Source organism: Pseudomonas sp. ADAK2, assembly GCF_012935755.1.
GTDB lineage: Bacteria > Pseudomonadota > Gammaproteobacteria > Pseudomonadales > Pseudomonadaceae > Aquipseudomonas.
In genome coordinates this window covers 3,207,289-3,233,362 of the sequence record NZ_CP052862.1, presented here as the reverse complement: position 1 = coordinate 3,233,362, position 26,074 = coordinate 3,207,289, and the positions used below count along the sequence as shown (strand labels likewise).

The window sequence follows — 26,074 nt, the reverse complement described above, 5'->3', positions numbered from 1 at the left end:
GCTGCCGAAGTCTGCGATCTTTTTTTGCAATCCCTGACCGGGACACAAGACCACCATGTCGACCACCGCGCCCATCGGCCAACTTGCCTACGTGCTCCACAGCCGCGCCTACCGCGAAAGCAGTGCGCTGGTGGACTTCCTCACGCCGCAAGGTCGGCTGAGGGCGGTGTTGCGCAGTGCGCGAGGTAAGGCCGGGACCCTGGCACGGCCATTCGTGCCGCTGGAGGTCGAGTTTCGTGGTCGGGGTGAGCTTAAGAATGTCGGGCGCATGGAGAGTGCGGGGACTTCGACATGGCTCGTTGGCGAGGCGCTGTTCAGTGGCCTCTACCTTAATGAACTGCTGATTCGCCTGCTGCCGGCCGAAGATCCGCATCCCGGTGTGTTCGATCACTACGCTGCGACGTTGCTTGCTCTGGCTGAAGGCCGCCCGCTGGAGCCGTTGCTGCGCTCGTTCGAATGGCGCTTGCTGGACGATCTTGGCTACGGTTTTGCGCTGAACGCCGACATCCACGGCGATCCTATCGCGGCAGATGGTCTCTATCGTCTGCAGGTGGACGCGGGGCTGGAGCGGGTTTACTTGCTGCAACCCGGTCTGTTCAATGGCACTGAGTTGTTGGCTATGTCCGAAGCTGACTGGTCTGCCCCAGGCGCACTGTCCGCCGCCAAGCGTCTGATGCGTCAGGCACTGGCTGTTCACCTGGGTGGTCGTCCGCTCGTCAGTCGCGAGTTGTTTCGCAAGCCCTGATCACCCCGTATGCTGTGCACCGAACTTACCTCTCTTCAGGAGCGCTTCCGTGACCACCAGCAATCGCATTCTTCTTGGCGTGAACATCGACCACGTTGCCACCCTGCGTCAGGCCCGGGGCACTCGCTACCCGGATCCGGTCAAGGCAGCACTGGATGCCGAAGAGGCGGGTGCCAATGGCATCACCGTGCACCTGCGCGAAGACCGCCGGCACATCCAGGAGCGCGACGTGCTGCTGCTCAAGGACGTGCTGCAAACCCGCATGAACTTCGAAATGGGCGTCACCGAAGAAATGATGGCGTTCGCCGAACGCATCCGCCCGGCGCACATTTGCCTGGTCCCGGAAACCCGTCAGGAACTGACCACCGAAGGTGGCCTGGACGTGGCGGGGCAGGAAGCGCGGATCAAGGCTGCGGTGGATCGCCTGTCGAAGATCGGTTGTGAAGTGTCGTTGTTTATCGATGCTGACGAGCGGCAGATCGCGGCGTCCAAGCGCGTTGGTGCCCCCGCTATCGAGCTGCACACCGGCCGTTATGCCGATGCCGAGACGCCGGCCGAAGTGGCAGAAGAACTCAAGCGTGTGGCCGATGGCGTGGCGTTTGGTCTGACCCAGGGCTTGATCGTCAACGCAGGCCATGGCCTGCACTATCACAACGTCGAAGCGGTGGCGGCGATCAAGGGCATCAACGAACTGAACATCGGCCATGCGCTGGTGGCCCATGCGTTGTTTGTCGGGTTCAAGTCGGCGGTTTCGGAGATGAAGGCGCTGATTCTGGCGGCGGCGCTCAAGGGTTGAGGTAGGCGGCGCTACCTTCGCGGGCAAGCCTCGCTCCTACGGGATTGATCGTTCCTACGCTCCGCGTGGGAATGCCGCCGGGGACGCTCCGCGTTCCACTTCACCCGCTGACGCGGAGCGTGGGAACGATCAAAGATCTAAAGCGGCGGTGTTTCCTGATTCGGCTTGGACTTGTCGATCCCCGGCACGTGCAGGTTGCCCTCGGCCACTTGATCGCCTTCAAGCTGCGGCTGCGTGACCCAGGTCAGGATGTCGTAGTAGCGACGGATGTTCGCCACGAAATGCACTGGCTCGCCGCCCCGGGCGTAGCCGTAACGGGTTTTGCTGAACCACTTCTTCTCTGAAAGCCGCGGCAGGATCTTCTTCACATCCAGCCATTTGTCCGGGTTCAACCCTTCCCTGGCTGCCAGTTTGCGCGCGTCATCCAGGTGACCGCTGCCGACGTTGTAGGCTGCCAGCGCAAACCAGGTGCGATCCGGTTCCTGGATCGACTCGTCCAGCTGATCCTTCATGTAGGCCAGGTACTTGGCGCCGCCCATGATGCTCTGCTTGGGGTCGAGGCGGTTGGACACGCCCATGGCCTGCGCGGTGTTCTGGGTCAACATCATCAGGCCGCGCACGCCGGTCTTGGACGTGACCGCCGGTTGCCACAGCGATTCCTGATAACCCACCGCCGCCAGCAGGCGCCAGTCGACTTTCTCTTTCTTGGCGTAGTTCTTGAAGTGCTGTTCGTATTTCGGCAGCCGTTGTTGCAGATGCTGGGCGAAGGTGGTCGCACCCATGTAGCCGAGCACATCGACGTGGCCGTAATACCGGTCTTTCAGGCGTTGCAAGGTGCCGTTTTTCTTCACCTTGTCGAGGTAGGCGTTGATCTCGTTGAGCAGGCTGTTGTCTTCGCCGGCGGCCACCGCCCAGCTCTGGTTGCTGGCATCGCCGAGATCGAAGGCGACCTGGATTTTGGGGAAGTAGACCTGGTTCATCGCCACTTCATTGGAATCGACCAGTGTCAGGTCGATCTGGCCCTCATCCACCATGCGCAGCAGGTCGACGACTTCAACCGCGTCGGACTCTTCGTATTCAATACCGGGATATTTCTTTTTCAGCTCCGCCAGTTGCTCGGCGTGGGTGCTGCCCTTGAGCACCATGATCTTTTTGCCGACCAGATCGCCAGCGTCCGTCGGCCGTGACTGGCCGTTGCGGTAGATGATCTGTGGGGTGACTTCCAGGTAGGAGTGGGAAAACCGTACCTGCTTCTTGCGTTGCTCGCTGCTGACCAGACCGGCAGCAGCCAGCACCGGGCCGTTAGGCTTGCCCACCTGATTGAACAGGTCGTCGAGGTTGTCAGCGGTTTCGATTTTGAGCTCGACCCCCAGATCTTCGGCAAAGCGCTTCACCAGCTCGTATTCGAAGCCGGTTTCGCCGTTACGATCCTGAAAGTAGGTGGCGGGGCTGTTCCGGGTAATGACCCGCAGCACGCCATCCTCCTTTACGCGCTCCAGCGTGTTGGGTTTATCAACACAGCCACTGAGCACCAGGAAGAGTCCGGTTGCGATCAGCCATTTGGCGTACCGCGGACGCAAAGCCGTTGGGGAAAACATCTGCGCAGTATACGCAAAGGACCACGAGCGCCATATCTCGACAGCGAAGGGCTTGTCTGCTAGGCAATGGAAAACTGCCCGGGAGCCCGCAGGAATGGGCCCGAACAGCATTTTGTGACAGAAAAAATAACCCGTGAAACGCACCTGTTCGCGGCCCGGATACCCGGCCCGACGTTCGGGTACGGCCGTGCGTACCGTTTCGGGTGATGTCGCGGGCGGTTTAGGCTAGAATGCACGGCCTCAAAGCACACCCCTTCCCGAGGCTGTCCCGAAGATGTTGATCCTGCGCGGCGCTCCTGCCCTTTCTGCCTTTCGCCACAGCAAACTCCTTGAGCAACTGAGCCAGAAGGTCCCGGCTGTCAGCGGCTTGTATGCTGAATTCGCTCACTTCGCCGAAGTCACCGGCGTCCTGACCGGCGACGAACAGCAGGTGCTCGCGCGCCTTCTGAAGTACGGCCCAAGTGTCCCGGTGCAAGAACCGACCGGTCGTCTGTTCCTGGTGTTGCCGCGTTTCGGCACCATCTCGCCGTGGTCCAGTAAAGCCAGCGACATCGCTCGCAACTGCGGCCTGAGCAAAATCCAGCGTCTGGAACGCGGCATCGCGTTCTACGTCGCCGGCCAGTTCAGCGAAGCCGAAGCGCAGCTGATTGCCGATGGTCTGCACGACCGCATGACGCAAATCGTGTTGGGCAACCTCGAACAGGCCGCCGGCCTGTTCAGCCATGCCGAACCGAAGCCCTTGACTGCGATCGACGTGTTGGGTGGCGGCCGCGCCGCGCTGGAAAAAGCCAACACCGAGCTGGGCCTGGCCCTGGCCGACGACGAGATCGATTACCTGGTCAACGCCTTCATCGGCTTGAAGCGCAACCCGCACGACATCGAATTGATGATGTTCGCCCAGGCGAACTCCGAGCATTGCCGTCACAAGATCTTCAACGCCAGTTGGGACATCGACGGCCAGAGCCAGGAAAAAAGCCTGTTCGGCATGATCAAGAACACCTACGTGATGCACAGCGAAGGCGTTCTGTCGGCTTATAAGGACAACGCTTCGGTGATCGTCGGCAACGTCGCCGGTCGTTTCTTCCCGGACCCTGAAACCCGCCAGTACGGCGCGGTGCAGGAGCCGGTGCACATCCTGATGAAAGTCGAGACCCACAACCACCCGACTGCGATTGCCCCGTTCCCAGGTGCAGCCACCGGTAGTGGCGGCGAGATTCGCGACGAAGGCGCGACCGGTCGTGGCGCCAAGCCAAAGGCTGGCCTGACCGGTTTCACCGTATCGAACTTGCAGATCCCAGGCTTCGAACAGCCGTGGGAAGTGCCATACGGCAAGCCTGAGCGCATCGTGACTGCGCTGGACATCATGATCGAAGGCCCACTGGGTGGCGCCGCGTTCAACAACGAATTCGGCCGTCCAGCCCTGACTGGTTACTTCCGTACCTTCGAACAGTCGATCACCACCCCGCGTGGCGACGAAGTTCGCGGTTACCACAAGCCGATCATGCTGGCCGGCGGCATGGGTAACATCCGTGCCGAACACGTCCAGAAAGCCGAAATCACCGTCGGCTCCAAGCTGATCGTCCTCGGCGGCCCGGCAATGCTGATCGGCCTGGGCGGCGGCGCGGCTTCCTCCATGGCCACCGGCACCAGCTCGGCGGACCTGGACTTCGCATCCGTACAGCGCGAAAACCCTGAGATGGAACGTCGCTGCCAGGAAGTCATCGACCGTTGCTGGCAGTTGGGCGACAAAAACCCGATCAGCTTCATCCACGACGTGGGCGCGGGCGGTCTGTCCAACGCCTTCCCGGAACTGGTCAACGACGGCGACCGGGGTGGCCGCTTCGAACTGCGCAACATTCCAAACGACGAGCCGGGCATGGCCCCGCACGAAATCTGGAGCAACGAATCCCAGGAACGCTACGTTCTGGCCGTCGGCCCGGCGGACTTCGATCGCTTCCAGGCGATCTGCGAACGTGAGCGTTGCCCGTTTGCCGTCGTCGGTGAAGCCACTGCCGAGCCGCAACTGACGGTCACCGACAGCCACTTCGGCAACAGCCCGGTGGACATGCCACTCGAAGTGCTGCTGGGCAAAGCCCCGCGTATGCACCGTTCGGCCGTTCGTGAAAACGAACTGGGCGACGACTTCGATCCGTCGACGCTGGAGATTGCCGACTGCGTTGAACGCGTTCTGCATCACCCGGCTGTCGCGAGCAAAAGCTTCCTGATCACCATCGGCGACCGCACCATCACCGGCCTCGTGGCCCGTGACCAAATGGTCGGCCCGTGGCAGGTTCCGGTGGCCGACGTTGCCGTCACCGCCACCAGCTTCGACGTCTACACCGGTGAAGCCATGGCCATGGGCGAGCGTACTCCGCTGGCACTGCTGGACGCTCCGGCGTCGGGCCGCATGGCCATCGGCGAAACCCTGACCAACATCGCCGCGTCGCGCATCAACAAGATCTCCGACATCAAGTTGTCGGCGAACTGGATGTCCGCTGCCGGTCACCCGGGTGAAGATGCGCGTCTGTACGACACCGTGAAAGCGGTCGGTATGGAACTGTGCCCGGACCTGGGCATTACCATTCCGGTGGGCAAGGACTCGATGTCCATGGCCACGCGCTGGAACGACGAAGGCGTCGACAAGACCGTGACGTCGCCAATGTCCCTGATCGTGACCGGTTTCGCGCCAGTGGCTGACATCCGTCAGACCCTGACCCCGGAACTGCGCATGGATAAAGGCACCACCGACCTGATCCTGATCGACCTGGGCCGTGGCCAGAACCGCATGGGCGCCTCGATCCTGGCCCAGGTTCACGGCAAGCTCGGCTCGCAAGCGCCGGACGTCGATGATGCCGAAGACCTGAAAGCCTTCTTCGCCGTGATCCAGGGCCTCAACGCCGACGGTCACCTGCTGGCTTACCACGACCGTTCCGACGGTGGTCTGCTGACCAGCGTTGTCGAAATGGCCTTCGCCGGTCACTGCGGCTTGAGCCTGAACCTCGACGGTCTGGCGGAAACGTCCGCCGACATCGCCGCGATCCTGTTCAACGAAGAACTCGGCGCGGTAATCCAGGTTCGCCAGGACGCTACTCCAGACATCCTCGCGCAATTCAGCGCGGCCGGTCTGGGCGACTGCGTGTCGGTGATCGGTCAGCCGATGAACAACGGCCAGATCAACATCACCTTCAACGGCGAAACCGTGTTCGAAGGCCAGCGTCGTCTGCTGCAACGGACCTGGGCTGAAACCAGCTACCAGATTCAGCGTCTGCGTGACAACGCCGACTGCGCCGAGCAAGAGTTCGACGTGCTGCTGGAAGAAGACAACCCGGGCCTGAGCGTCAAGCTGAGCTACGACGTCAACCAGGACGTCGCTGCGCCTTACATCAAGAAAAACATCCGCCCACAGGTTGCCGTACTGCGTGAGCAGGGCGTCAACGGTCAGGTGGAAATGGCCGCAGCCTTCGACCGCGCCGGTTTCAACGCGATCGACGTGCACATGAGCGACATTCTGGCCGGCCGTGTCGACCTGAACGAGTTCAAAGGTCTGGTCGCTTGCGGCGGTTTCTCCTACGGCGACGTATTGGGTGCTGGTGAAGGCTGGGCCAAATCCGCGCTGTTCAACAGCCGCGCTCGCGATGCGTTCCAGGGCTTCTTCGAACGTAACGACAGCTTCACCCTCGGCGTGTGCAACGGTTGCCAGATGATGTCCAACCTGCACGAGCTGATCCCGGGCAGCGAGTTCTGGCCGCACTTCGTGCGCAACCGTTCCGAGCAGTTCGAAGCCCGCGTGGCGATGGTCCAGGTCCAGGAGTCGAACTCGATCTTCCTGCAAGGCATGGCCGGTTCGCGCATGCCGATCGCCATCGCTCACGGTGAAGGTCATGCCGAGTTCGCCAGCGAAGAAGCGTTGCTGGAAGCCGATCTGTCCGGTTGCGTGGCCATGCGTTTCGTCGACAACCACGGCAAGGTCACCGAGAAATACCCGGCCAACCCGAACGGCTCGCCGCGCGGGATCACCGGTTTGACCAGCCGCGACGGTCGCGTAACGATCATGATGCCGCACCCGGAACGTGTGTTCCGCGCCGTGCAGAACTCGTGGCGCTCGGAAGACTGGAACGAAGACGCACCTTGGATGCGTATGTTCCGTAACGCACGCGTCTGGGTGAACTAAGGCCTGTGTACAAGCTCTGCTTTTTTGTGCCGGCCAGTCATGTGGAACAGGTCAAGAGTGCCGTATTCGCCGCCGGTGGTGGGCGGATCGGTGCTTATGATCACTGCGCCTGGCAGGTGTTGGGCCTGGGCCAGTTTCGCCCTTTGGACGGCAGTCAGCCGTTTATTGGCGAAGCAGGGCAGGTCGAGCAGGTCGAGGAATGGAAGGTCGAGCTGGTGGTGGCGGATGAGTTGATCGTGGCCGCGGTGGCCGCGTTGAAACTCAGCCATCCCTACGAGACGCCGGCTTATGAAGTGTGGCGGTTGGAGGATTTCTGATCTTCCAGACCGCTGAAATGAGAAACCCGCTGATGCAGATCAGCGGGTTTTTTGTTGTTTGGGAGTTGTTGCTTCCCGCTGCTTCCCAAGCCAATTGTTCGTTGGAACACTCTTACCGCTTGCCGAAAATCTTCAAATACCTGTCAGGTCTGACAGTAGGCAGCGGGCCCAGGAAGAGGTTTTATAGGTCTCCAATCCGGTCTGTTCAAATGGAGTATTAAAATGGAACCTTCTATTACTGCGGTCTATGATTATTTTTTTAATCCAGTTCCTGATAAAGGGATTGTTAAAGATCATATGGTGATATTTGAGGGAACGACGTATGAGTTTAAAGACCTTAATTTATACGACAACGGTGCACTGATAGGGCCAATGGAAATGTTCGGGTCAAATACTTGGCAAACTATGCTGACTCAGATGACTCCGGGGCCTCATGCACTTCAGGTTGAAACTCAAGCTGATGGAACACGCTCTAATGTGTGGCGTTTTTTTGTTGATCTAAGCGACCAAGAAAAACAGGCATCCGAGCCAAGGTTGATTAACCTTAAACCACCAGTGAAACAATAGGACGGCGCTTTCGGTGAGAGGCCGCTATCTGAGAAGTCCTTTTCTCGTGTTATCGCGAGCAAGCTCGCGATAACGAGTTGTCAGGCGCTGACGATCTAAACCTTCGCACTCACCTCACTACGATTAACCAATGCCTCCAACGCCCCGCTCAAACTGGGCGCCTTGTCGCCTATCAACAAGTGCCAAACCCCACCCTCAAGCTGACTGACACCCTGACACCCCAATTCCTTCAACTGACACTCCGACAACGCCTTGCCGTCCGCCAGTTGCAGGCGAATCCGGGTCATGGCGATGCAGTCCATTTGCAGCACATTGTCGCCACCGCCCAAGGCATTCAGCCATTGCTGGGCTTCAGGCAGCGCAACAGGTTTCGCCACTTCGACCACAACGGCGGGGCTGGTAATAACCGCGCGACCCAACGCCGGCATCGCCAGCCGAATTTCATCAGCAATGCTGTCCGCCATCGGCCCGACCACTACCTGCAAACTCCCGCCCTTGCCCGGACGCACCACGGCCATCGCGCCCAGCGCTTTCAACTCGGCATCATTGGCTTTGTTGCGATCCACCATGTCCAGTCGCAAACGCGTAGTGCAGGCACCGACGGTGATCAAGTTGTCCGCGCCGCCCAACGCCTTGATGTAGGCGCCGGCGCGCTCGTTCTCAGCAAACACGACCTTCTCGGCGGAAGCCACATCTTCGCGCCCCGGCGTCTTGAGGTTGAAGCGGCGAATACAGAAGTCGAACACCACGTAGTAGATCACCGCGTAGGCCAAGCCAACCGGGATCACCAGCCAGCCATTGGTGGATTTACCCCAGCCGAGGACCATGTCGATGAAACCGCCAGAGAAGGTAAACCCGAGGTGAATGTTCAGCATATTGGTGATGGCCATCGATAGGCCGGTCAGCACGGCGTGCACCAGATACAGCATCGGCGCGAGGAACATGAACGCAAACTCGATCGGCTCGGTCACGCCGGTCAGGAACGAGGTGAGGGCCATCGACAGGAAGATCCCGCCCATGACTTTGCGCCGTTCCGGCAGGGCGTTGCGGTACATCGCCAGGCACGCGGCAGGTAGGCCGAAGATCATCATCGGGAACATGCCGGTCATGAACTGGCCACCCTTCGGATCGCCAGCGAAGTAGCGCGACAGGTCGCCGGTGACGAGGGCGCCCGTGGTCGGGTCGGTGAAGTTGCCAAACACGAACCACGCCATGTTGTTGAGGATGTGGTGCAGGCCGGTGACGATCAGCAGCCGGTTGAACACGCCGAAGACAAACGCGCCGAAGCTGCCGCTTTCCATCATCAGCGCGCCGAAGCTGTTGATGCCTTGCTGGATCGGCGGCCAGACCAGGCCAAAGATCAGGCCGAGGCCAACGGCGGCAAACCCGGTGACAATCGGCACAAAGCGTCGGCCACCGAAGAAGGCGAGGTACTCCGGCAACTTGATGTCCTTGAAGCGGTTGTACAGCGCGCCGGCCATCAAGCCGCTGACGATCCCGGCGAGCATACCCATGTTGATGCTGGCATCGAGCACCTTGAGGGTGGAGACCATCACCAGGTAACCAATGACCCCGGCCAGACCCGCCGTGCCGTTGTTGTCCTTGGCGAACCCGACCGCGATGCCGATGGCGAAGATCATCGCCAGGTTGGCGAAGATCACCTGACCGGCGTCGTGGATGATCGCGATGTTCAGCAGGTCGGTGTCGCCCAGGCGCAGCAACAGGCCGGCAATCGGCAGGATCGCGATCGGCAGCATCAGCGCGCGGCCGAGGCGCTGCAGGCCTTCGATAAAGTATTGGTACATGGCGTATCTCCCTGGATTCTTTTTGTAGTTGTTTCAGCTCAGAGGCCAATGTTGGTGACAGGCATGACGCACCGCGCTGGCGCTGCTCAATTTGAGCAAGCCCTGGCTGATGCGTCGGCATTCGCTCGCGTCCAGATGCCGGACGCGGTCCTTGATTTCACCGACCTGCACCGGGCTTACCGACAACTCACTGACACCCAGCCCGATCAGTACTGGCGTGGCCAACGGATCGGAGGCGAGCGCACCGCACACCCCGACCCAACGGTTATGCACCGCCGCGCCAGCACAGGTTTGCGCGATCAATCGCAGCAGCGCCGGGTGCAGCGCATCGATCCGCGAGGCCAATCCCGCGTGGTCGCGGTCCATGGCCAGGGTGTACTGGGACAAATCGTTGGTGCCGATGGACAGGAAGTCCGCGTGTTCGGCCAATTGCTCGGCCAGCAGCGCGGCGGCCGGAACTTCGATCATCACCCCCAGCTCCGGGCGCTGGGTCAGTTCCAACTCAGTGCACAAGGCATCGAGGCGTTGGCGGATGTGCAGCAACTCATCGACTTCGGTGACCATCGGCAACAGGATCCGGCAGCGCGACAACGGGCTGACGTGCAGCAGCGCGCGCAGTTGCTGATCGAGCAGTTCCGGGCGCACCTGAGCCAGGCGAATGCCGCGCAAACCGAGCACCGGATTGGCTTCGGCAGGCAGTGGCAGGTAGTCGAGTTGCTTGTCGCCGCCGACGTCGATGGTGCGGATAATCACCGATTTGTCGCCCATGGCATCGAGCACGGCTTGGTAGGCGAGACGCTGTTCCTGTTCGTCCGGCGCGGTGTTGCGGTCGACGAAGAGAAACTCGGTACGTAGCAGGCCGACACCATCGGCGCCATTGGCCAACGCATCCGCCGCTTCGGCACTGGACGCGACATTGGCTGCGACTTCAACGTGCAAGCCATCGAGGGTCAACGCCGGGGTGTGCGCTTGCGCCTGTTGTTGGGCGCGACGTTGTTGGTGATCGAGTTGCGCCTGCTGCACCTCGGCCAGGCGTCCGGCGGTCGGCGTCAGTTCGAGGCGACCGCCGTCGGCATCCAGCACCACCGCTTGGCCTTGCGCCTGATCCAGCAGCGCTGAACCGAGTGCCACCAGGCATGGCAGGCCTTTGCCCCGAGCGAGAATGGCGACGTGAGAAGTCGCGCCACCCGCCGCCATGCACAACCCGGCGACACCGTGCTGGCTGAGTTGCAGCAAGTCGGACGGGGTCAGTTCATGGGCCGCCACGATGGCGCCAACGGGAATGTCGTAGTGCCAGGTTTCCCCAAGCAGGGCGCGCAGCACCCGTTGCTTGAGGTCGCGCAGATCGTTGGCGCGCTCGGCCAGTAACGGACTGCCGAGTTGCTGGAGGACGTCGCACTGCACGTCGATGGATTCACTCCAGGCGTGAGTCGCGGCCATGCCCTTGTCGATGGATTGCGCCGCGGCGTCGAGCAATGCCGGGTCTTCGAGCAGCGCAAGGTGTGCGGCGAAGATCGCTTCTTCATCGGTGTGCTTGTGCTTTCTGGCCTGGGTCAGCGTGTGATCGATTTCGCTGCGCGCCACGGCCAGCGCGGCATCGAGGGCTTGCAGTTGTTGCTCGGGATCGTGGTTGCCGGCGTCCACCGGCAGACTGATCGCGTTCAAGCGAAACAGCGGCCCGGCGACCAGACCAGGCGCGGCGCAAACGCCATGCAACACACCGGCTTCGGCAGGGCGATTGCGCTGGGCAATCGGCGCTGGCGCGGCGGCGTGACTGTCTTCGGCCAGCGCTGTGGATAACGCGGTCAACAACGCTTGCAACGCTGCTTCCGCATCCGGGCCCTGACTGCTGACCTGTACTTCTTCCTGTTCGCCGACGGCCAGGCTCATCAGGCCGATCAAGCTGTCGCAGGACGCCGACTTACCAGCGAAATGCAGCTGCGATTTGCTCTTGAAACCTTGCGCGGTCTGGCGAATCAGCGCTGCTGGCCGGGCGTGCAAACCACCACGATGGGCGACGCGAATATGGCCGTGAACTTCGATGCCGGACAGGTCGATTTCGGCCGGCACGCCAGTGGCCAACCGCCGCACGATATGCAGCAGCGGATCGCCGACCTTCACCGATTTCAACGTGATCGGCCGCGCCTGAAAGTCCTGGCTGTTGGTCAGGATCATCAGGCTGACCAGGCTTTTGCACTGCTGCGCGACCTTGTCCAGGTCATAGCGCAACAGCGGTTGGCCGTTGGCAACCCGCGCACCTTCCTTGACCAGCATCGAAAAACCTTCGCCCTGCAACTCAACCGTGTCCAGGCCCAGGTGCAGGAGCAATTCGGCACCGTTGTCGGCGCGCAAGGTCACGGCGTGGCCGGTGCGGGCGACGTGCACCACGACGCCGGCGCAAGGGGCGTGAAGGGTGTCGTTCAATGGATCGATAGCAATCCCGTCCCCCATGGCGCCACTGGCGAACACCGGGTCGGGGACTCTGGCGAGCGTGAGCACCGGGCCGCTGAGCGGGGCGCTTAAGGTCAGCTCTTTATTATTGTTGTGCATGGCTCGGTACTCATCAGTAAACAATACGGTTCGGATCACTCAACCCTTGTAGGAGCTGACGAGTGAAACGAGGCTGCGATCTTTTGATCTTGCTTTTGAAAATCAAAGTCAAAAGATCGCAGCCTCGTTTCACTCGTCAGCCCCTACAGGGATTTGCACGCCGTTCGACTTAGTGCGTGCGCGTCACTTTGCTCAAATGCCGTGGCTGGTCCGGGTCCATGCCTCGGGCGACGGCCAAACCGGCGGCCATTACATAGAAACTCTGGATCGCCAGAATCGGGTCGAGGGCCGGGTGCTCGGCGCGGGTCAGGGTCAGGTCGCGTTCAGTGACATCGTCCGGCGCCGCCAGCAAGACGCGGGCGCCGCGTTGGCGCATGTCGGCGGCCAGGCTCAGCAAACCGGCCTGCTCGGCACCGCGCGGAGCGAACACCAGCAATGGGTATTGGTCGCCGATCAACGCCATCGGGCCGTGGCGCACTTCGGCACTGCTGAAGGCTTCAGCCTGGATCGCCGAGGTTTCCTTGAACTTCAGCGCGGCTTCCTGGGCAATGGCAAAACCGGCGCCACGGCCGATCACCATCAGGCGTTCACAATCGCGCAAGGCGTCGATGGCCAGGCTCCAGTCCTGTTGCGCCGCCTCGCGCAGGCCTTCCGGCAGTGCGTTGCCGGCCTCCAGCAATTCCACGTCTTCTTTCCAATGCGCGATCAACCGGGCGCTGGCGCTGAGGGTGGCGATAAAGCTTTTGGTCGCGGCGACGCTGCTTTCGGTGCCGGCCAACAGTGGCAGGCTGAATTCACAGGCGGCTTCCAGTGGCGAGCCTTCGGCATTGACCATGGAAATGCTCAGGGCGCCGCGCTTACGCAGCAGACGCAGGCTGTTCACCAGGTCCGGACTTTGCCCCGATTGCGAGAAGGCGAACGCCACCTGGCCGCTGACCTTCAACGGCGCTTGCTGCATGGTCACCACCGACATCGGCAACGACGCCACCGGGATGCCCAGTTGCTGCATGGTCAGGTAGGCGAAGTAACTCGCCGCATGGTCGGAGCTGCCACGGGCGACGGTCATCGCCACTTGCGGCGGCTGACGGCGCAGGCGCCCGGCGATCTCGATCATGTGCGGGTCGAGTTGCTGCAATTGGGCTTGCACGGCCTCGAACGAGGACAGCGCCTCTTCAAGCATTTTTGAAGTCAATGTCTTCTCCTTCGACCATGACGGCGGTCAGTGTGAGTGAGCGATCCAGCCGCACGCAGTCGGCCCAGGCGCCGGGTTGCAGGCGTCCGCGTTCGGGGATGCCGAGGTAGTCGGCGGGGAATTGCGAGAGGCGTTGCGAGGCTTCGGCGATCGGCAATCCGATCTTCACCAGGTTGCGCAACGCCTGATCCATGGTCAGGGTGCTGCCGGCCAAAGTGCCGTCGGCCAGGCGCACACCGCCCAGGCATTTGGTCACGGTGTGGCTGCCGAGTTTGTATTCACCGTCCGGCATGCCTGCGGCAGCGGTGGAATCGGTGACGCAATACAGGCACGGGATCGAGCGCAGGGCCACGCGCATGGCGCCGGGGTGTACGTGCAGCAAATCCGGAATCAGTTCGGCGTACTTGGCGTGGGCCAGGGCCGCGCCGACGATGCCGGGCTCGCGGTGGTGCAGCGGGCTCATGGCGTTATAGAGGTGGGTGAAACTGCTGGCGCCGGCATCCAGCGCAGCCACGCCTTCCTCGTAACTGCCGAGGGTGTGGCCGATTTGCATGCGTACGCCGCGAGCGCTGAGGGCGCGGATCAAACCGTCGTGGCCGGCGATTTCCGGAGCGATGGTGATCACGCGGATCGGCGCCAGGGCCAAGTACTCTTCGACTTCGGCCATCAACGCGGTGTGGGCGAAATTCGGTTGCGCGCCGAGTTTGCCGGGGTTGATGTACGGGCCTTCGAGGTGCACGCCGAGCACCCGGGCGCTACCTTTCGGCCGCTGCTCGCAGAACTCGCCGACGGCTTTGAGCACGCTGGAAATCTCTTCGCTCGGCGCAGTCATGGTGGTGGCCAGCAGCGACGTCGTGCCGAAACGCACGTGGGTTTTGGTGATGGTTTCGAAAGCGCTCGCGCCTTCCATGATGTCTTTGCCGCCGCCGCCGTGAACGTGCAGGTCGATGAAACCCGGCAGCAGGTAAGGCAAGTCGTTGTCGACCGGATCGCAGGGCACGCCTTCGATGGACACGACTTTGCCGTGTTGGTGAATCAGCCGGCCGCGAACCCAGCCGTGGGCGGTGAGGATGTTGTCTTCGGACATGATCGGTTCTCGGTAGCTTGTTTAGCGACGAAGCTCTGCAACAAAGTCGTAGTAGTCGTTGCGGCAATAGGTGTCGGTGACTTCGATGGGCGTGTTGTCTTCCAGGTAGCCGACCCGGGTCATCAGCAGCATGGCGGTGCCCGGTGCGATGCCGACCAGCGCGGCGAATTCGTCCGAGGCGTTGATCGCCTGGATGTGTTGCAAGGCGCGGACAATCGGTTTGCCGATGCCGTCGAGGAACTCGTAGAGGGAATCGCCCACGGCTTGCGGCTTGGGGATGATCGAGGCGGGCAGGGTGCTCATTTCGATCGCCATCACCGTGTCATCGGCTTTACGCAGGCGTTTGAGCCGCGCGACCTTATCGTTGGGCGAGAGGCCGAGGCGGATCAGTTCTTCGTGGGTCGGCGGGGTGATTTCCCGCTCCAGCCATTGCGAACCGGGGACGAAGCCTTTCAGGCGGAGCATTTCGCTGAAACCGGAGAGGCGCGACAGCGGTTGTTCCAGCCGTGGCGTGATGAAGGTGCCTGAACCCTGGTTGCGCCGGATCAGACCTTGTTCGAACAACACTTCCAGTGCTTTGCGGGCGGTGACGCGGGAGATGCCCAGCATTTCGCTGAGGCTGCGCTCCGACGGCATGGCCTGTTCGGCTTTCCATTGGCCGGCGTGGATCGCGGCTTCCAGGTTGCGCGCCAGTTGCAGGTACAGCGGCGTCGGCTGGGTGTCGTCAGGACGTAGGGCCTGGATGTCGTTCATGTAGGCTGTTTCCGATGCGGATATAGGATTGTTGTCGCCCGGTTGTAGGGCGAAAACTAATACCACTTAGATACCATGTCAATGAGGCCACTTTGCTTTAGGCGCAGGAAAACCGGGCCTGTTGGGCGGGTTTAGTGGGGGTTGGCTTGAAGTGGTATTACAGGTAGGGATTTCGGAAGCAAAGATCGCAGCCTTCGGCAGCGCCTACGGGTGGGAGTGGTATCAACCCTGTAGGCGCTGCCGAAGGCTGCGATCTTTTGATTTATTTTTTCGAAGGGCGACGGAAGGTAGCGGTCGGAACACTATCGTTGAGTTGATCGTTCCCACGCTCCGCGTGGGAATGCCTCAAGGGACGCTCTGCGTTCCAGCTCTAAAGGGGAACGCGGAGCGTCCCGGGCTGCATTCCCACGCGGAGCGTGGGAACGATCATGCGGGGAGTGTTACGGCCGAATCTCAATCATCGTCCCATCCGGCACCAACCCCCAGACCTCGCGCATGTCCATGTTGCGCATGGCGATGCAGCCGTCGGTCCAGTCCAGGGTGTGGAACAGGTTTTCCGGGTAGTCATAGGTGTCGGGGGTGCCGTGGATCATGATCATGCCGCCGGGGCTGACCCCTTCGCGTCGGGAGCGGGCGGAGTCGGTAACGTTTGGATAAGAGATGTGCATCGCCAGGTTGAAGCGATCACTGACCTTGCGCCAGTCCACCCAGTAAAAGCCCTCTGGCGTGCGCTTGTCGCCTTCCATCAGCTTCGTGCCCCGGGGGTTTTTGCCCAGGGAGATGCGGTAGGTTCGCAGCGGCTTGCCGTCGGCGATCAATTGCAGTTGATGGGCGGATTTGAGCACCAGCACTTTTTCGATGGGTTTGCCGTCCAGGGTGACCACGGTGGAGGCCTGGGACACCATAACGAACGACAGGCAAAACAAGGCAAGCAACCAGCGCATTGAAACGATATCCCTAGAGGTGTCGCGACTATATATAAGTTGTTTTATGGATAAGAGCTTAGATGATGGCAGGCTGAGCGAGTGGTGGAATCGATTCGGAGCGCACCGGATAGACCTCCGTCCTCCGGTCAGCAAAGAAGCATTCTAAGGTACGGCCCACCGTGCGGAAAGCCAGCTCTGACCAAGGGATGTCGGCTTCATCGAACAGCATGACTTCCAGGCTCTCGGGGCCGGCAGCAAAATCCAGGTCCACCAGCTCGGCGCGGAAGAACACATGCACCTGACTGATGTGCGGCACATCGATCAGCGTATAGATGCTCAGGTTACGCACCCGGGCGCATGCCTCTTCGGCGGTCTCGCGCACGGCGGCCTGCTCGATGGTCTCGCCGTTTTCCATGAAGCCGGCAGGCAGGGTCCAGTAACCGAGGCGCGGCTCGATGGCGCGACGGCACAGCAACACCTTCGAGCCCCAGGTCGCGACGCAACCGGCGACGATATTGGGGTTCTGGTAGTGAATGGTCTGACAGCTGTCACAGACAAAACGCAGGCGCGAATCGCCTTCGGGAATGCGCTGGGTGACCGGGTTACCGCACTGACTGCAAAATTTCATGCTTGGGTTCCTGGAGGCTGCGCCTATCTTGGCGTGCGGCGGTGTCAGTCGGCAAGTTGTCGTTTCGCGACATGGGCCAGTTCGGGGGTTGGGCGGTCGGTTCTATTGGTGCATGATGCAAGGTAGCGAACAGATCGAGAACACTCATGCTGGACGAGCTACTGCATCGGGTAAGCAACCACACGCCACGCACCCTTGAAACCGACAAGCGTTTCCCCGAGGCTGCTGTTTTGGTGCCGATCACCCGCAGCGACGAACCGGAACTGGTTCTGACCCTGCGCGCCAGCGGGCTCTCGACCCATGGCGGCGAAGTCGCCTTCCCCGGCGGGCGACGCGACCCCGAAGACCCCGACCTGATCTTCACCGCCCTGCGCGAGGCCGAAGAAGAAATCGGCCTGCCGCCGGGCCTGGTGGAAGTGATCGGCCCGCTCAGTCCACTGATTTCCTTGCACGGGATCAAGGTCACGCCTTATGTCGGCGTGATTCCCGATTACGTCGAATACCTGGCCAACGATGCCGAGATCGCGGCGGTGTTCAGCGTACCCCTGGAGTTCTTCCGCAAGGACCCGCGGGAACACACCCACCGCATCGATTATCAGGGCCGTAGCTGGTATGTACCGAGCTATCGTTATGGCGAATACAAGATCTGGGGTTTGACGGCGATCATGATCGTCGAATTGATCAATCTGCTGTATGACGCCGACATCAGCCTGCACCGTCCCCCGAAAAGCTTTATCAATACCTGAATGTGAACCCGCGGCTGCCTGAGCCTTGAGGACAACAAGATGAAATATCGCCTGGGCGACGCCCGCGTCGAAACCCATCCACAGAGCTGGGTCGCCCCCAATGCCGTTCTGGTGGGCAAGGTCAAACTGGAAGAGGGCGCCAACGTCTGGTTCAACGCCGTGTTGCGCGGCGACAACGAATTGATCCTGATCGGCAAGAACAGCAACGTCCAGGATGGCACCGTGATGCACACCGACATGGGCTACCCGCTGACCATCGGCACCGGCGTGACCATCGGCCACAACGCCATGCTCCACGGCTGCACCGTGGGCGACTACAGCCTGATCGGTATCAACGCGGTGATCCTCAACGGTGCGAAAATCGGCAAGAACTGCATCATCGGCGCCAACTCGCTGATCGGCGAAGGCAAGGAGATTCCCGACGGCTCGCTGGTCATGGGTTCGCCGGGCAAAGTCGTGCGCGAACTCACCGAACCGCAGAAGAAAATGCTCGAAGCCAGCGCCGCCCACTATGTGCACAACTCGCAGCGCTATGCCCGCGACCTGGTCGAGCAGGAACAATGAACGCCACTGAACGGCCGGTGTTATCGCCGTGTGTGAACATCTGCGCACTGGATGACGACGATATTTGCACCGGGTGCCAGCGCACGGTGGAGGAGATTACCCGCTGGAGTCGGATGGACAACGATGAGCGCCGCAAGGTGTTGGGGCTGTGTCATGAACGGGCCAAGTCGAGTGGGTTGCTTTGGATGCTAGGCAAAACCCCCGACGTGTAGGAGCTGTCGAGTGCAACGAGGCTGCGATCTTTTGATCTTGCCCTTCAAAAACAACATCAAAAGATCGCAGCCTCGTTGCACTCGACAGCTCCTACGGTAATCTGTGCACCAAATTGACAGGTACTCCCACACACCATGCTCTTCCTGATTTCCTACATCAGCAGCGTCGTGCTGATCAACTACGCCTTTTCCACCGCCCCGCACCTGGACATCATCTGGTCGGCCTGGGGTGGCTTGGTGTTTGTGCTGCGCGATATGGTGCAAACCCGCTTCGGCCACGGCGCCATCGCCGCGATGCTGGCGGCGCTGGTGCTGTCCTACGTCACGTCCGATCCGTCCATCGCCCTGGCCAGCGCCACGGCGTTCGCGGTGTCCGAGTGTATCGACTGGCTGGTGTTCAGCATCACCAAGCGCCCGTTGCACGATCGCCTGTGGATAAGTTCCGCCCTGAGCATTCCCCTCGATACCTTCATCTTCTTCGGCATGATCGACGCCTTCACCCCGGCCGTGATCCTCACCGCCATGGGCTCGAAGTTCGCCGGTGTGACGGTAGTGTGGTTGATCATGGCCTGGCGCCTGCGCAAACAGGCCGTCGCCAGCTGAAGCCAAACCCCGCAGTTCATGTAAAATGCCGCGCTTTCTCCCCATGGGAAGCGCGCCAAGCGTTGCATCCCTCGATGATCCGCTTCTTTGAGGACCTGAGATGACCCGTATCGGAACTCCATTGTCGCCAACCGCGACCCGCGTATTGCTGTGTGGCTGTGGCGAGTTGGGCAAGGAAGTGGTGATCGAGCTGCAACGCCTGGGTGTTGAAGTGATCGCCGTGGATCGCTACGCCAACGCGCCAGCCATGCAAGTCGCCCACCGCAGCCATGTGATCAACATGCTCGATGGCGCCGCCCTGCGTGCGGTGATCGAAGCCGAGAAGCCGCACTTCATCGTGCCGGAAATCGAGGCCATCGCCACCGCAACCCTGGTCGAACTGGAAGCCGAAGGCTTCACCGTGATCCCGACTGCCCGCGCCACGCAGCTGACCATGAACCGCGAAGGCATCCGTCGTCTGGCCGCCGAAGAGCTGGACCTGCCGACCTCGCCGTACCACTTCGCCGACACCTTCGAGGACTACAGCAAAGCTGTTGAAGACCTGGGTTTCCCTTGTGTGGTCAAACCGGTCATGAGCTCGTCGGGTAAAGGCCAGAGCCTGTTGCGCAGCGTCGATGACGTGAAAACCGCGTGGGATTACGCGCAAGAAGGCGGCCGTGCCGGTAAAGGTCGGGTGATCGTCGAGGGCTTTATCGATTTCGACTACGAAATCACCCTGCTGACCGTACGCCACATCGGCGGCACCACATTCTGCGCGCCGGTCGGTCACCGTCAGGAGAAGGGCGACTACCAGGAATCCTGGCAGCCACAAGCCATGAGCCCGATTGCCCTGGCCGAATCCGAGCGCGTTGCCAAAGCCGTGACCGAGGCCTTGGGTGGCCGTGGTCTGTTTGGCGTCGAGCTGTTCATCAAAGGCGATCAGGTGTGGTTCAGCGAAGTCTCGCCGCGCCCGCATGACACCGGTTTGGTGACCCTGATTTCCCAGGACTTGTCGCAATTTGCGCTGCACGCCCGGGCGATCCTGGGCCTGCCGATTCCATTGATTCGTCAGTTCGGCCCTTCGGCGTCGGCGGTGATTCTGGTGGAAGGGCAGTCGACTCAGACGGCGTTTGCCAACCTGGGTGCTGCACTGAGCGAGCCGGATACGGCATTGCGTCTGTTCGGCAAGCCTGAAGTCAACGGCCAGCGCCGGATGGGTGTGGCGTTGGCGCGGGATGAGTCGATTGAAGCGGCTCGCGCTAAAGCGACCCGTGCTTCCCAGGCTGTAAAGGTAGAGCTGTAAGACTACGCAGATCGTTCCCACGCTCTGCGTGGGAACGATCCTTGTCAGGCCACGCTATTCAAATCGTTATGCCGTGTCTCCTTCAGGCACAACACGGCAATCAAACTCAGCACCGCCGCCCCCGACACATACCCGCCGACATAACTCAAACCGCCCATCGCCACCAGTTTCTGCGCGAAGAACGGCGCCGCCGAGGCCCCGACGATGCCGCCCAAATTGTAGGCTGCCGACGCGCCGGTATACCGCACGTGGGTCGGAAACAACTCCGGCAACAACGCCCCCATCGGCGCAAACGTCACGCCCATCAGAAACAGTTCGATGCACAGGAACAGCGCCACGCCCCAGGTCGTGCCGTGGGTCAGCAGCGGTTCCATCAGGAAACCGGACAGAATCGCCAGTACACCACCGATAATCAGCACCGGTTTGCGCCCGTAACGGTCACTGGCCCAAGCCGACAAAGGCGTCGCGGCGGCCATGAACAGCACGGCAAAGCACAGCAGCGCGAGGAAGGTTTCGCGGGTGTAGCCGAGGGTCGAAACGCCGTAGCTCAGGGAAAACACCGTCGAGATGTAGAACAGCGCATAGCAGACCACCATCGACCCGGCCCCCAGCAACATCGGCGCCCAGTACTGGCTGAACAGCTCGACCAGCGGGATCTTCACCCGTTCCTGGCGCGCCATCGCATTGGCGAATACCGGGGTTTCGTGGAGTTTGAGGCGCACATACAGGCCAACCATCACCAGCACGGCGCTCAGCAGGAACGGAATCCGCCAGCCCCACGAGCGGAACTGATCGTCGCTCAGGGTCATGGCCAGTGTCAGGAAAAGACCGTTGGCCGCGAGGAAGCCAATCGAAGGACCCAACTGCGGGAACATGCCAAACCACGCGCGTTTACCCTTGGGCGCATTCTCCGTCGCCAGCAACGCGGCGCCGCCCCATTCGCCGCCCAACCCCAGGCCCTGGCCGAACCGCAGCACACAAAGCAGGATTGGTGCCCAGGCGCCGATGCTGTCATAACCCGGCAGCACGCCGATCAATGTGGTACAGACGCCCATCAACAGCAAGGATGCAACCAGCGTCGATTTACGCCCGATGCGGTCACCGAAATGCCCGAACAGCGCCGAACCCAGCGGCCGCGCCAGGAAGGCGATACCAAAGGTGAGAAACGCCGAAAGCATCTGGGCCGTGCCGGAGGTCTGCGGAAAGAACACCGGCCCGATCACCAGCGCGGCGGCGGTGGCGTAGACGTAGAAGTCGTAGAACTCGATGGCGGTGCCGATGAAACTCGCGGTGGCCACGCGGGTGGCAGAGTTCGTCGGTTGGGCAGGCGTGGTATCGCTGTAAGCGGTGCTGGTCGTCATGCGGTGATCCCTGACAGTCATGCTCCAGTGGAGCGAATTATTATGGTCGAACACCCAGGGATGTGGGTTTAACGCAGCGTGCGGGTAGCACTGGGGTAGGGCGGCGCTTGGGTAAGCGGCTCGATTATAGGAAGGCGGCTAACGATCAAACAAGGGGGCAAGGGGTGGTGGTGGCTTTTGTGGCGAGGGAGCTTGCTCCCGCTCGGGCGCGCAGCGGCCGCAAATTGGCTGAATGAGCTTTTTCAGGATAATTGCGGTGTGTGATTGGGACTGCTTCGCAGTCCAGCGGGAGCAAGCTCCCTCGCCACAGGTAAGCCCTTCGCCAAAGAGGCCGTGTCAGGTTTTGGACAGCACCGGCACCGAACTGGTATGCCAGACCAACACCCGCGTAACGCGGTTATCTTCGGTCTCAAGAATCTCTAGCCGATAACGCCCGATCTTCAGGCACACCGAGCTCTCCGGAATGGTCTCCAGCGCCTCGGTGACCAAGCCGTTAAGGGTTTTCGGACCATCGCTGGGCAGGTGCCAGCCCAGGCTCTTGTTCAGTTCGCGAATCGACGCCGCGCCTTCAATCACCAGTCGGCCATCGGCCTGTGGATGGACGTGCGGGTTGTCCAGGCTGTGCTCGCTTTCGAACTCGCCGACGATTTCTTCGAGGATGTCCTCCAGGGTGACGATGCCGAGCACTTCGCCGTACTCGTCCACCACCATGCCCAGGCGCCGCTGTTGCTTGTGGAAGTTCAGCAACTGCAACTGCAACGGGGTGCTTTCGGGCACGAAGTAGGGTTCGTGGCAGGCCGCCAGCAACGCCTCCAGGGTCAAGGTGCCATCCGGCAGCAAATGACGGATCTGCCGGGTATTGAGCACCGCCTCGACCTGATTGATGTCGCTGTGGAATATCGGCAGGCGTGTGCGCCGGTTGTTGCGCAACTGTTCAATGATTTCTTCGAGGGAGTCGTCGAGGTTGATCCCGTCGACGTCACTGCGTGGCACCAGGATGTCGTTGACCGTGATGTTATCCAGCGCGTGGATGCCCGACAGCGCGTGGGGGCGGCAGGGCGCGTGTTCGTTATCTTCGTGCCGATCCACCGGCGCCTCGTCTTCGCTCTGTCGCACCACTTTGACTTTGCGGGCGAACGGTCGCGTCAGCAATTGGCTGAAGCCGTTGAGCAACCAGGCGGCGGGGTAGATGATTTTCAGTGGCGCGCCGAGCAAGGTGTTGCCCAGGCTCAGGATCGCGTCCGGATAGCGCACGGCGAGGGTACGCGGCAGGTAGTCGGCGAACACCAGCAGGATCACGCCAGCGCCGATGCAAGCGACCCAGGGACCGTTCTCTGCCCAGGTGAAAATCGCCAGCAAGGTGCTGATGACCATCGCCAGCGCACGGCACAGGGTGTTGCAGAGGATCAGGCTGTTGAGCGGGAAGCTCAGCTTCGCCACCGGCTTGTCGCTTGAGCGCGACGCGGTGCGTTGGGCCAGCAAGTGTTGTTGCGCGACTTCGATGGCGGTAAACAGCCCCGACCACAAAATCAGCAGGGCGATCACTGCAAGCATCGGCCCTATGGGCAAGTCGTCCATTATTGCCGCCCGTCAGATGTGCAGAATGTATTCACGAACCAGCTTGCTGCCGAAATAGGCCAGCATCAGCAGGCAGAAACCGGCGAGGGTCCAGCGAATGGCCTTGTGTCCGCGCCAGCCGAGGCGATTACGGCCCCACAGCAACACGCTGAACACGATCCAGGCCAGGCAGGCCAGCAGGGTCTTGTGCACCAGGTGCTGGGCAAACAGGTTCTCGACGAACAGCCAGCCGGAAATCAGCGACAGCGACAGCAGGGTCCAGCCGGCCCACAGGAAACCGAACAGCAGGCTTTCCATGGTTTGCAGCGGCGGGAAGTTCTTGATCAGCCCGGACGGATGCTTGTGCTTGAGCTGGTGATCCTGCACCAGCAGCAGCAAGGCCTGGAACACCGCGATGGTGAACATGCCGTAGGCCAGGATCGACAAGAGAATGTGGGCGAGGATGCCCGGCTCTTCATCGATGATCTGCACGGTGCCGGCGGGAGCGAACTGCGCCAGCAGCACCGTTGCCAGCCCCAGCGGGAACAGCAGGATCAGCAGGTTCTCCACCGGAATCCGCGAGCAGGCGATCAGGGTCAGGGCGATGACCGCCGCGGCAATCAGGCTGGCGGCACTGAAGAAGTCCAGGCCCAGGCCGATTGGCGTCAGCAAGTGGGTAAACAGGCTGGCGCTGTGAGCCAGCACGGCCAGTACGCCGAGCGTGACCAGCAGGCGCTTGTTCGCCTTGGCACCGGAGGCCAGGCGAGTGCCTTGATAGATAGTCGCAGCGGCATATAAGCAGGCGGCGGCGAGAGTGGTAAGCAAACTGGGTGACAAGGGGAGCATAAATCCTGTTAGGCAAGCCCGAAAGGCGCTGAGTTTGGCATAGAACCCACATCACACGAAAGTGCGAGGTGTCCGCCAGACGCAGTCTTCGCTATAATCCGCGACCTGCCCACGCCGCAGGCTCGCCGAGCACATGTTTATTCCGGTCTGGGCCGCCATTATCCCGGTCTACACAGGGCCTGAAAGGATCGCGCAATGTTTGAAAACTTAACCGACCGTCTCTCGCAGACGCTGCGCCATGTCACCGGCAAGGCCAAGCTGACCGAGGACAACATCAAAGACACCCTGCGCGAAGTGCGCATGGCGTTGCTCGAAGCCGACGTCGCCCTGCCGGTGGTCAAGGACTTCGTCAATTCGGTCAAGGAACGCGCCGTCGGCACCGAGGTGTCGCGCAGCCTGACGCCGGGCCAGGCCTTCGTGAAGATCGTCCAGGCCGAACTCGAAAGCCTGATGGGCGCGGCCAACGAAGACTTGAACCTGAGCGCCGTTCCACCAGCCGTCGTGCTGATGGCCGGTTTGCAGGGCGCCGGTAAAACCACCACCGCCGGTAAACTTGCGCGCTTCCTTAAAGAGCGTAAGAAGAAGACCGTCATGGTCGTGTCTGCGGACGTTTACCGTCCGGCGGCGATCAAGCAGCTGGAAATGCTCGCTGGTGAAGTGGGCGTGACCTTCTTCCCGTCCGACCTGAGTCAGAAGCCGGTCGACATCGCACAAGCGGCTATTAAAGAAGCGCGGCTGAAATTCATCGACGTGGTCATCGTCGATACCGCCGGTCGTCTGCACATCGACGAAGAGATGATGGGCGAGATCAAGGCGCTGCATGCCGCGATCAACCCGGTCGAAACCCTGTTCGTGGTCGATGCCATGACCGGCCAGGACGCCGCCAACACGGCCAAGGCTTTCGGCGACGCATTGCCGCTGACCGGCGTGATCCTGACCAAGGTCGACGGCGACGCCCGTGGCGGTGCCGCCCTGTCGGTTCGTGCCATCACCGGCAAGCCGATCAAGTTCATCGGTATGGGCGAGAAGAGCGAAGCGCTCGAACCGTTCCACCCTGAGCGTATTGCTTCGCGCATCCTCGGCATGGGCGACGTGCTCAGCCTGATCGAACAGGCCGAACAGACCCTCGACAAGGACAAGGCCGACAAACTGGCCAAGAAGCTGAAGAAGGGCAAGGGCTTCGACCTCGAAGACTTCCGCGATCAGCTGCAACAGATGAAGAACATGGGCGGCCTCGGCGGCCTCATGGACAAACTGCCGAACATCGGCGGTGTGAACCTGGCGCAAATGGGCAATGCCCAGGGCGCGGCAGAGAAGCAATTCAAGCAGATGGAAGCCATCATCAACTCCATGACCCCGGCCGAGCGCCGCGACCCTGAGCTGATCAGCGGTTCGCGCAAACGCCGGATCGCCATGGGTTCCGGCACCCAGGTGCAGGACATCGGTCGCTTGATCAAGCAACACAAGCAGATGCAGAAGATGATGAAGAAATTCTCCGCAAAAGGCGGAATGGCCAAAATGATGCGCGGCATGGGCGGTATGTTGCCCGGCGGCGGCATGCCCAAGATGTAAAGAATCCGCGCCGCCAGTGATGTCGGCGCAGTACCACAGCAATGTGGGATCTCCAGCAAACCCGCACTTGGCGGGAGCTGACTGGCCGTTTTCAACGACGGCTCTATAGCAAATCTTGATGGCGACCGGAAGGCCGCCGGAAAAAGACATTTGCAAAAGTCCGGATATTCCTTAGAATATGCGGCCTTTCGGGCAC

Annotated in this window: 22 protein-coding genes; 11 read left to right on the top strand and 11 right to left on the bottom strand. The window is 61.2% G+C overall.

Translation table 11 applies throughout. From position 1 onward, the window contains the following. Window positions 1-55: 55 nt before the first annotated feature. Window positions 56-745 (top strand): DNA repair protein RecO, encoded by a 690-nt coding sequence (recO, locus tag HKK52_RS15100; protein WP_169371481.1) that lies wholly within the window; start codon window positions 56-58, stop codon window positions 743-745. 49 nt (window positions 746-794) lie between these two features. Next, window positions 795-1,541, top strand: coding sequence for a pyridoxine 5'-phosphate synthase (pdxJ, locus tag HKK52_RS15095; protein ID WP_169371480.1), 747 nt, complete (start codon window positions 795-797; stop codon window positions 1,539-1,541). 137 nt (window positions 1,542-1,678) lie between these two features. On the opposite strand, the gene mltF is transcribed toward pdxJ, so the two are convergent. Beyond that, window positions 1,679-3,139: a membrane-bound lytic murein transglycosylase MltF gene (gene mltF, locus HKK52_RS15090; protein WP_169371479.1), complete on the bottom strand. Its 1,461-nt coding sequence runs from the start codon at window positions 3,137-3,139 to the stop codon at window positions 1,679-1,681. Window positions 3,140-3,413: 274 nt separating this feature from the next. On the opposite strand from mltF, the gene purL reads away from it, so the two are divergent. The 3 genes from purL to HKK52_RS15075 all read left to right on the top strand — a co-directional run bounded on the left by purL (window position 3,414) and on the right by HKK52_RS15075 (window position 8,194). After that, window positions 3,414-7,310, top strand: a complete 3,897-nt coding sequence (gene purL, locus HKK52_RS15085) for a phosphoribosylformylglycinamidine synthase (RefSeq protein ID WP_169371478.1) — start codon at window positions 3,414-3,416, stop codon at window positions 7,308-7,310. A 5-nt stretch (window positions 7,311-7,315) separates the two neighbouring features. Beyond that, entirely contained in the window at window positions 7,316-7,627 is a 312-nt protein-coding gene (locus HKK52_RS15080; RefSeq protein WP_133837157.1) for a Nif3-like dinuclear metal center hexameric protein, read from the top strand. A gap of 222 nt (window positions 7,628-7,849) precedes the next feature. Beyond that, window positions 7,850-8,194, top strand: coding sequence for a hypothetical protein (locus HKK52_RS15075; RefSeq protein ID WP_169371477.1), 345 nt, complete (start codon window positions 7,850-7,852; stop codon window positions 8,192-8,194). Window positions 8,195-8,289: 95 nt separating this feature from the next. On the opposite strand, the gene nagE is transcribed toward HKK52_RS15075, so the two are convergent. The 7 genes from nagE to HKK52_RS15040 all read right to left on the bottom strand — a co-directional run bounded on the left by nagE (window position 8,290) and on the right by HKK52_RS15040 (window position 17,135). Continuing rightward, window positions 8,290-9,999, bottom strand: coding sequence for an N-acetylglucosamine-specific PTS transporter subunit IIBC (nagE, locus tag HKK52_RS15070; RefSeq protein ID WP_169371476.1), 1,710 nt, complete (start codon window positions 9,997-9,999; stop codon window positions 8,290-8,292). Between the two features lie 33 nt (window positions 10,000-10,032). Continuing rightward, window positions 10,033-12,549, bottom strand: a complete 2,517-nt coding sequence (gene ptsP / locus HKK52_RS15065; protein WP_169371475.1) for a phosphoenolpyruvate--protein phosphotransferase — start codon at window positions 12,547-12,549, stop codon at window positions 10,033-10,035. A 169-nt stretch (window positions 12,550-12,718) separates the two neighbouring features. Next, window positions 12,719-13,741, bottom strand: a complete 1,023-nt coding sequence (locus HKK52_RS15060; RefSeq protein ID WP_169371474.1) for an SIS domain-containing protein — start codon at window positions 13,739-13,741, stop codon at window positions 12,719-12,721. Beyond that, complete coding sequence (gene nagA, locus HKK52_RS15055; RefSeq protein ID WP_169371473.1) at window positions 13,722-14,828, bottom strand: N-acetylglucosamine-6-phosphate deacetylase; 1,107 nt, start codon at window positions 14,826-14,828, stop codon at window positions 13,722-13,724. Before nagA ends, HKK52_RS15060 begins: the two co-directional genes overlap by 20 nt. A 21-nt stretch (window positions 14,829-14,849) precedes the next feature. After that, a complete protein-coding gene (locus HKK52_RS15050; RefSeq protein ID WP_169371472.1) occupies window positions 14,850-15,581 on the bottom strand; it encodes a GntR family transcriptional regulator in 732 nt (243 codons plus the stop codon). Window positions 15,582-16,021: 440 nt separating this feature from the next. Continuing rightward, window positions 16,022-16,525, bottom strand: a complete 504-nt coding sequence (locus HKK52_RS15045) for a L,D-transpeptidase family protein (protein WP_169371471.1) — start codon at window positions 16,523-16,525, stop codon at window positions 16,022-16,024. A gap of 58 nt (window positions 16,526-16,583) precedes the next feature. Then, complete coding sequence (locus HKK52_RS15040) at window positions 16,584-17,135, bottom strand: NUDIX hydrolase (RefSeq protein WP_169371470.1); 552 nt, start codon at window positions 17,133-17,135, stop codon at window positions 16,584-16,586. A gap of 146 nt (window positions 17,136-17,281) precedes the next feature. Here HKK52_RS15040 and HKK52_RS15035 point away from each other — a divergent pair, with 146 nt between their 5' ends. From HKK52_RS15035 to purT, 5 genes are all read left to right on the top strand, one after another. Further along, the gene (locus HKK52_RS15035) at window positions 17,282-17,881 is read left to right on the top strand and encodes a CoA pyrophosphatase (RefSeq protein ID WP_133837166.1); all 600 of its coding nucleotides are present in this window, start codon (window positions 17,282-17,284) and stop codon (window positions 17,879-17,881) included. A gap of 39 nt (window positions 17,882-17,920) precedes the next feature. Then, window positions 17,921-18,445 (top strand): gamma carbonic anhydrase family protein, encoded by a 525-nt coding sequence (locus HKK52_RS15030; RefSeq protein WP_007936184.1) that lies wholly within the window; start codon window positions 17,921-17,923, stop codon window positions 18,443-18,445. Next, window positions 18,442-18,657, top strand: coding sequence for a DUF1289 domain-containing protein (locus HKK52_RS15025; protein WP_169371469.1), 216 nt, complete (start codon window positions 18,442-18,444; stop codon window positions 18,655-18,657). The genes HKK52_RS15030 and HKK52_RS15025 overlap by 4 nt, the downstream gene beginning before the upstream one ends. 135 nt (window positions 18,658-18,792) lie before the next feature. Continuing rightward, window positions 18,793-19,260, top strand: coding sequence for a VUT family protein (locus HKK52_RS15020; RefSeq protein WP_169371468.1), 468 nt, complete (start codon window positions 18,793-18,795; stop codon window positions 19,258-19,260). A gap of 100 nt (window positions 19,261-19,360) precedes the next feature. Beyond that, complete coding sequence (purT, locus tag HKK52_RS15015) at window positions 19,361-20,542, top strand: formate-dependent phosphoribosylglycinamide formyltransferase (protein WP_169371467.1); 1,182 nt, start codon at window positions 19,361-19,363, stop codon at window positions 20,540-20,542. A gap of 44 nt (window positions 20,543-20,586) precedes the next feature. Here purT and HKK52_RS15010 read toward each other — a convergent pair whose 3' ends face one another. The 3 genes from HKK52_RS15010 to HKK52_RS15000 all read right to left on the bottom strand — a co-directional run bounded on the left by HKK52_RS15010 (window position 20,587) and on the right by HKK52_RS15000 (window position 24,306). Continuing rightward, window positions 20,587-21,903, bottom strand: coding sequence for an MFS transporter (locus HKK52_RS15010; protein ID WP_169371466.1), 1,317 nt, complete (start codon window positions 21,901-21,903; stop codon window positions 20,587-20,589). Between the two features lie 336 nt (window positions 21,904-22,239). Next, window positions 22,240-23,481, bottom strand: a complete 1,242-nt coding sequence (locus tag HKK52_RS15005; RefSeq protein ID WP_169371465.1) for an HlyC/CorC family transporter — start codon at window positions 23,479-23,481, stop codon at window positions 22,240-22,242. Between the two features lie 12 nt (window positions 23,482-23,493). Continuing rightward, complete coding sequence (locus HKK52_RS15000; protein WP_169371464.1) at window positions 23,494-24,306, bottom strand: cytochrome C assembly family protein; 813 nt, start codon at window positions 24,304-24,306, stop codon at window positions 23,494-23,496. 195 nt (window positions 24,307-24,501) lie between these two features. Between HKK52_RS15000 and ffh the strand changes: the two genes are divergently transcribed. Further along, window positions 24,502-25,878: a signal recognition particle protein gene (gene ffh / locus HKK52_RS14995; RefSeq protein ID WP_149657447.1), complete on the top strand. Its 1,377-nt coding sequence runs from the start codon at window positions 24,502-24,504 to the stop codon at window positions 25,876-25,878. Window positions 25,879-26,074: the final 196 nt, after the last annotated feature.

Excerpts from the sequence above, each read along its gene's own strand:
- HKK52_RS15010 (WP_169371466.1), bottom strand. The coding sequence starts at position 21,903 with ATGACGACCAGCACCGCTTACAGCGATACCACGCCTGCCCAACCGACG.
- HKK52_RS15045 (WP_169371471.1), bottom strand. The coding sequence starts at position 16,525 with ATGCGCTGGTTGCTTGCCTTGTTTTGCCTGTCGTTCGTTATGGTGTCC.
- purT (WP_169371467.1), top strand. The coding sequence starts at position 19,361 with ATGACCCGTATCGGAACTCCATTGTCGCCAACCGCGACCCGCGTATTG.
- HKK52_RS15020 (WP_169371468.1), top strand. The coding sequence starts at position 18,793 with ATGCTCTTCCTGATTTCCTACATCAGCAGCGTCGTGCTGATCAACTAC.
- HKK52_RS15030 (WP_007936184.1), top strand. The coding sequence starts at position 17,921 with ATGAAATATCGCCTGGGCGACGCCCGCGTCGAAACCCATCCACAGAGC.
- recO (WP_169371481.1), top strand. The coding sequence starts at position 56 with ATGTCGACCACCGCGCCCATCGGCCAACTTGCCTACGTGCTCCACAGC.
- purL (WP_169371478.1), top strand. The coding sequence starts at position 3,414 with ATGTTGATCCTGCGCGGCGCTCCTGCCCTTTCTGCCTTTCGCCACAGC.
- HKK52_RS15005 (WP_169371465.1), bottom strand. The coding sequence starts at position 23,481 with ATGGACGACTTGCCCATAGGGCCGATGCTTGCAGTGATCGCCCTGCTG.
- HKK52_RS15035 (WP_133837166.1), top strand. The coding sequence starts at position 17,282 with ATGCTGGACGAGCTACTGCATCGGGTAAGCAACCACACGCCACGCACC.
- ptsP (WP_169371475.1), bottom strand. The coding sequence starts at position 12,549 with ATGCACAACAATAATAAAGAGCTGACCTTAAGCGCCCCGCTCAGCGGC.
- HKK52_RS15050 (WP_169371472.1), bottom strand. The coding sequence starts at position 15,581 with ATGAACGACATCCAGGCCCTACGTCCTGACGACACCCAGCCGACGCCG.
- HKK52_RS15075 (WP_169371477.1), top strand. The coding sequence starts at position 7,850 with ATGGAACCTTCTATTACTGCGGTCTATGATTATTTTTTTAATCCAGTT.
- nagA (WP_169371473.1), bottom strand. The coding sequence starts at position 14,828 with ATGTCCGAAGACAACATCCTCACCGCCCACGGCTGGGTTCGCGGCCGG.
- nagE (WP_169371476.1), bottom strand. The coding sequence starts at position 9,999 with ATGTACCAATACTTTATCGAAGGCCTGCAGCGCCTCGGCCGCGCGCTG.
- mltF (WP_169371479.1), bottom strand. The coding sequence starts at position 3,139 with ATGTTTTCCCCAACGGCTTTGCGTCCGCGGTACGCCAAATGGCTGATC.
- HKK52_RS15000 (WP_169371464.1), bottom strand. The coding sequence starts at position 24,306 with ATGCTCCCCTTGTCACCCAGTTTGCTTACCACTCTCGCCGCCGCCTGC.
- HKK52_RS15040 (WP_169371470.1), bottom strand. The coding sequence starts at position 17,135 with ATGAAATTTTGCAGTCAGTGCGGTAACCCGGTCACCCAGCGCATTCCC.
- HKK52_RS15025 (WP_169371469.1), top strand. The coding sequence starts at position 18,442 with ATGAACGCCACTGAACGGCCGGTGTTATCGCCGTGTGTGAACATCTGC.
- ffh (WP_149657447.1), top strand. The coding sequence starts at position 24,502 with ATGTTTGAAAACTTAACCGACCGTCTCTCGCAGACGCTGCGCCATGTC.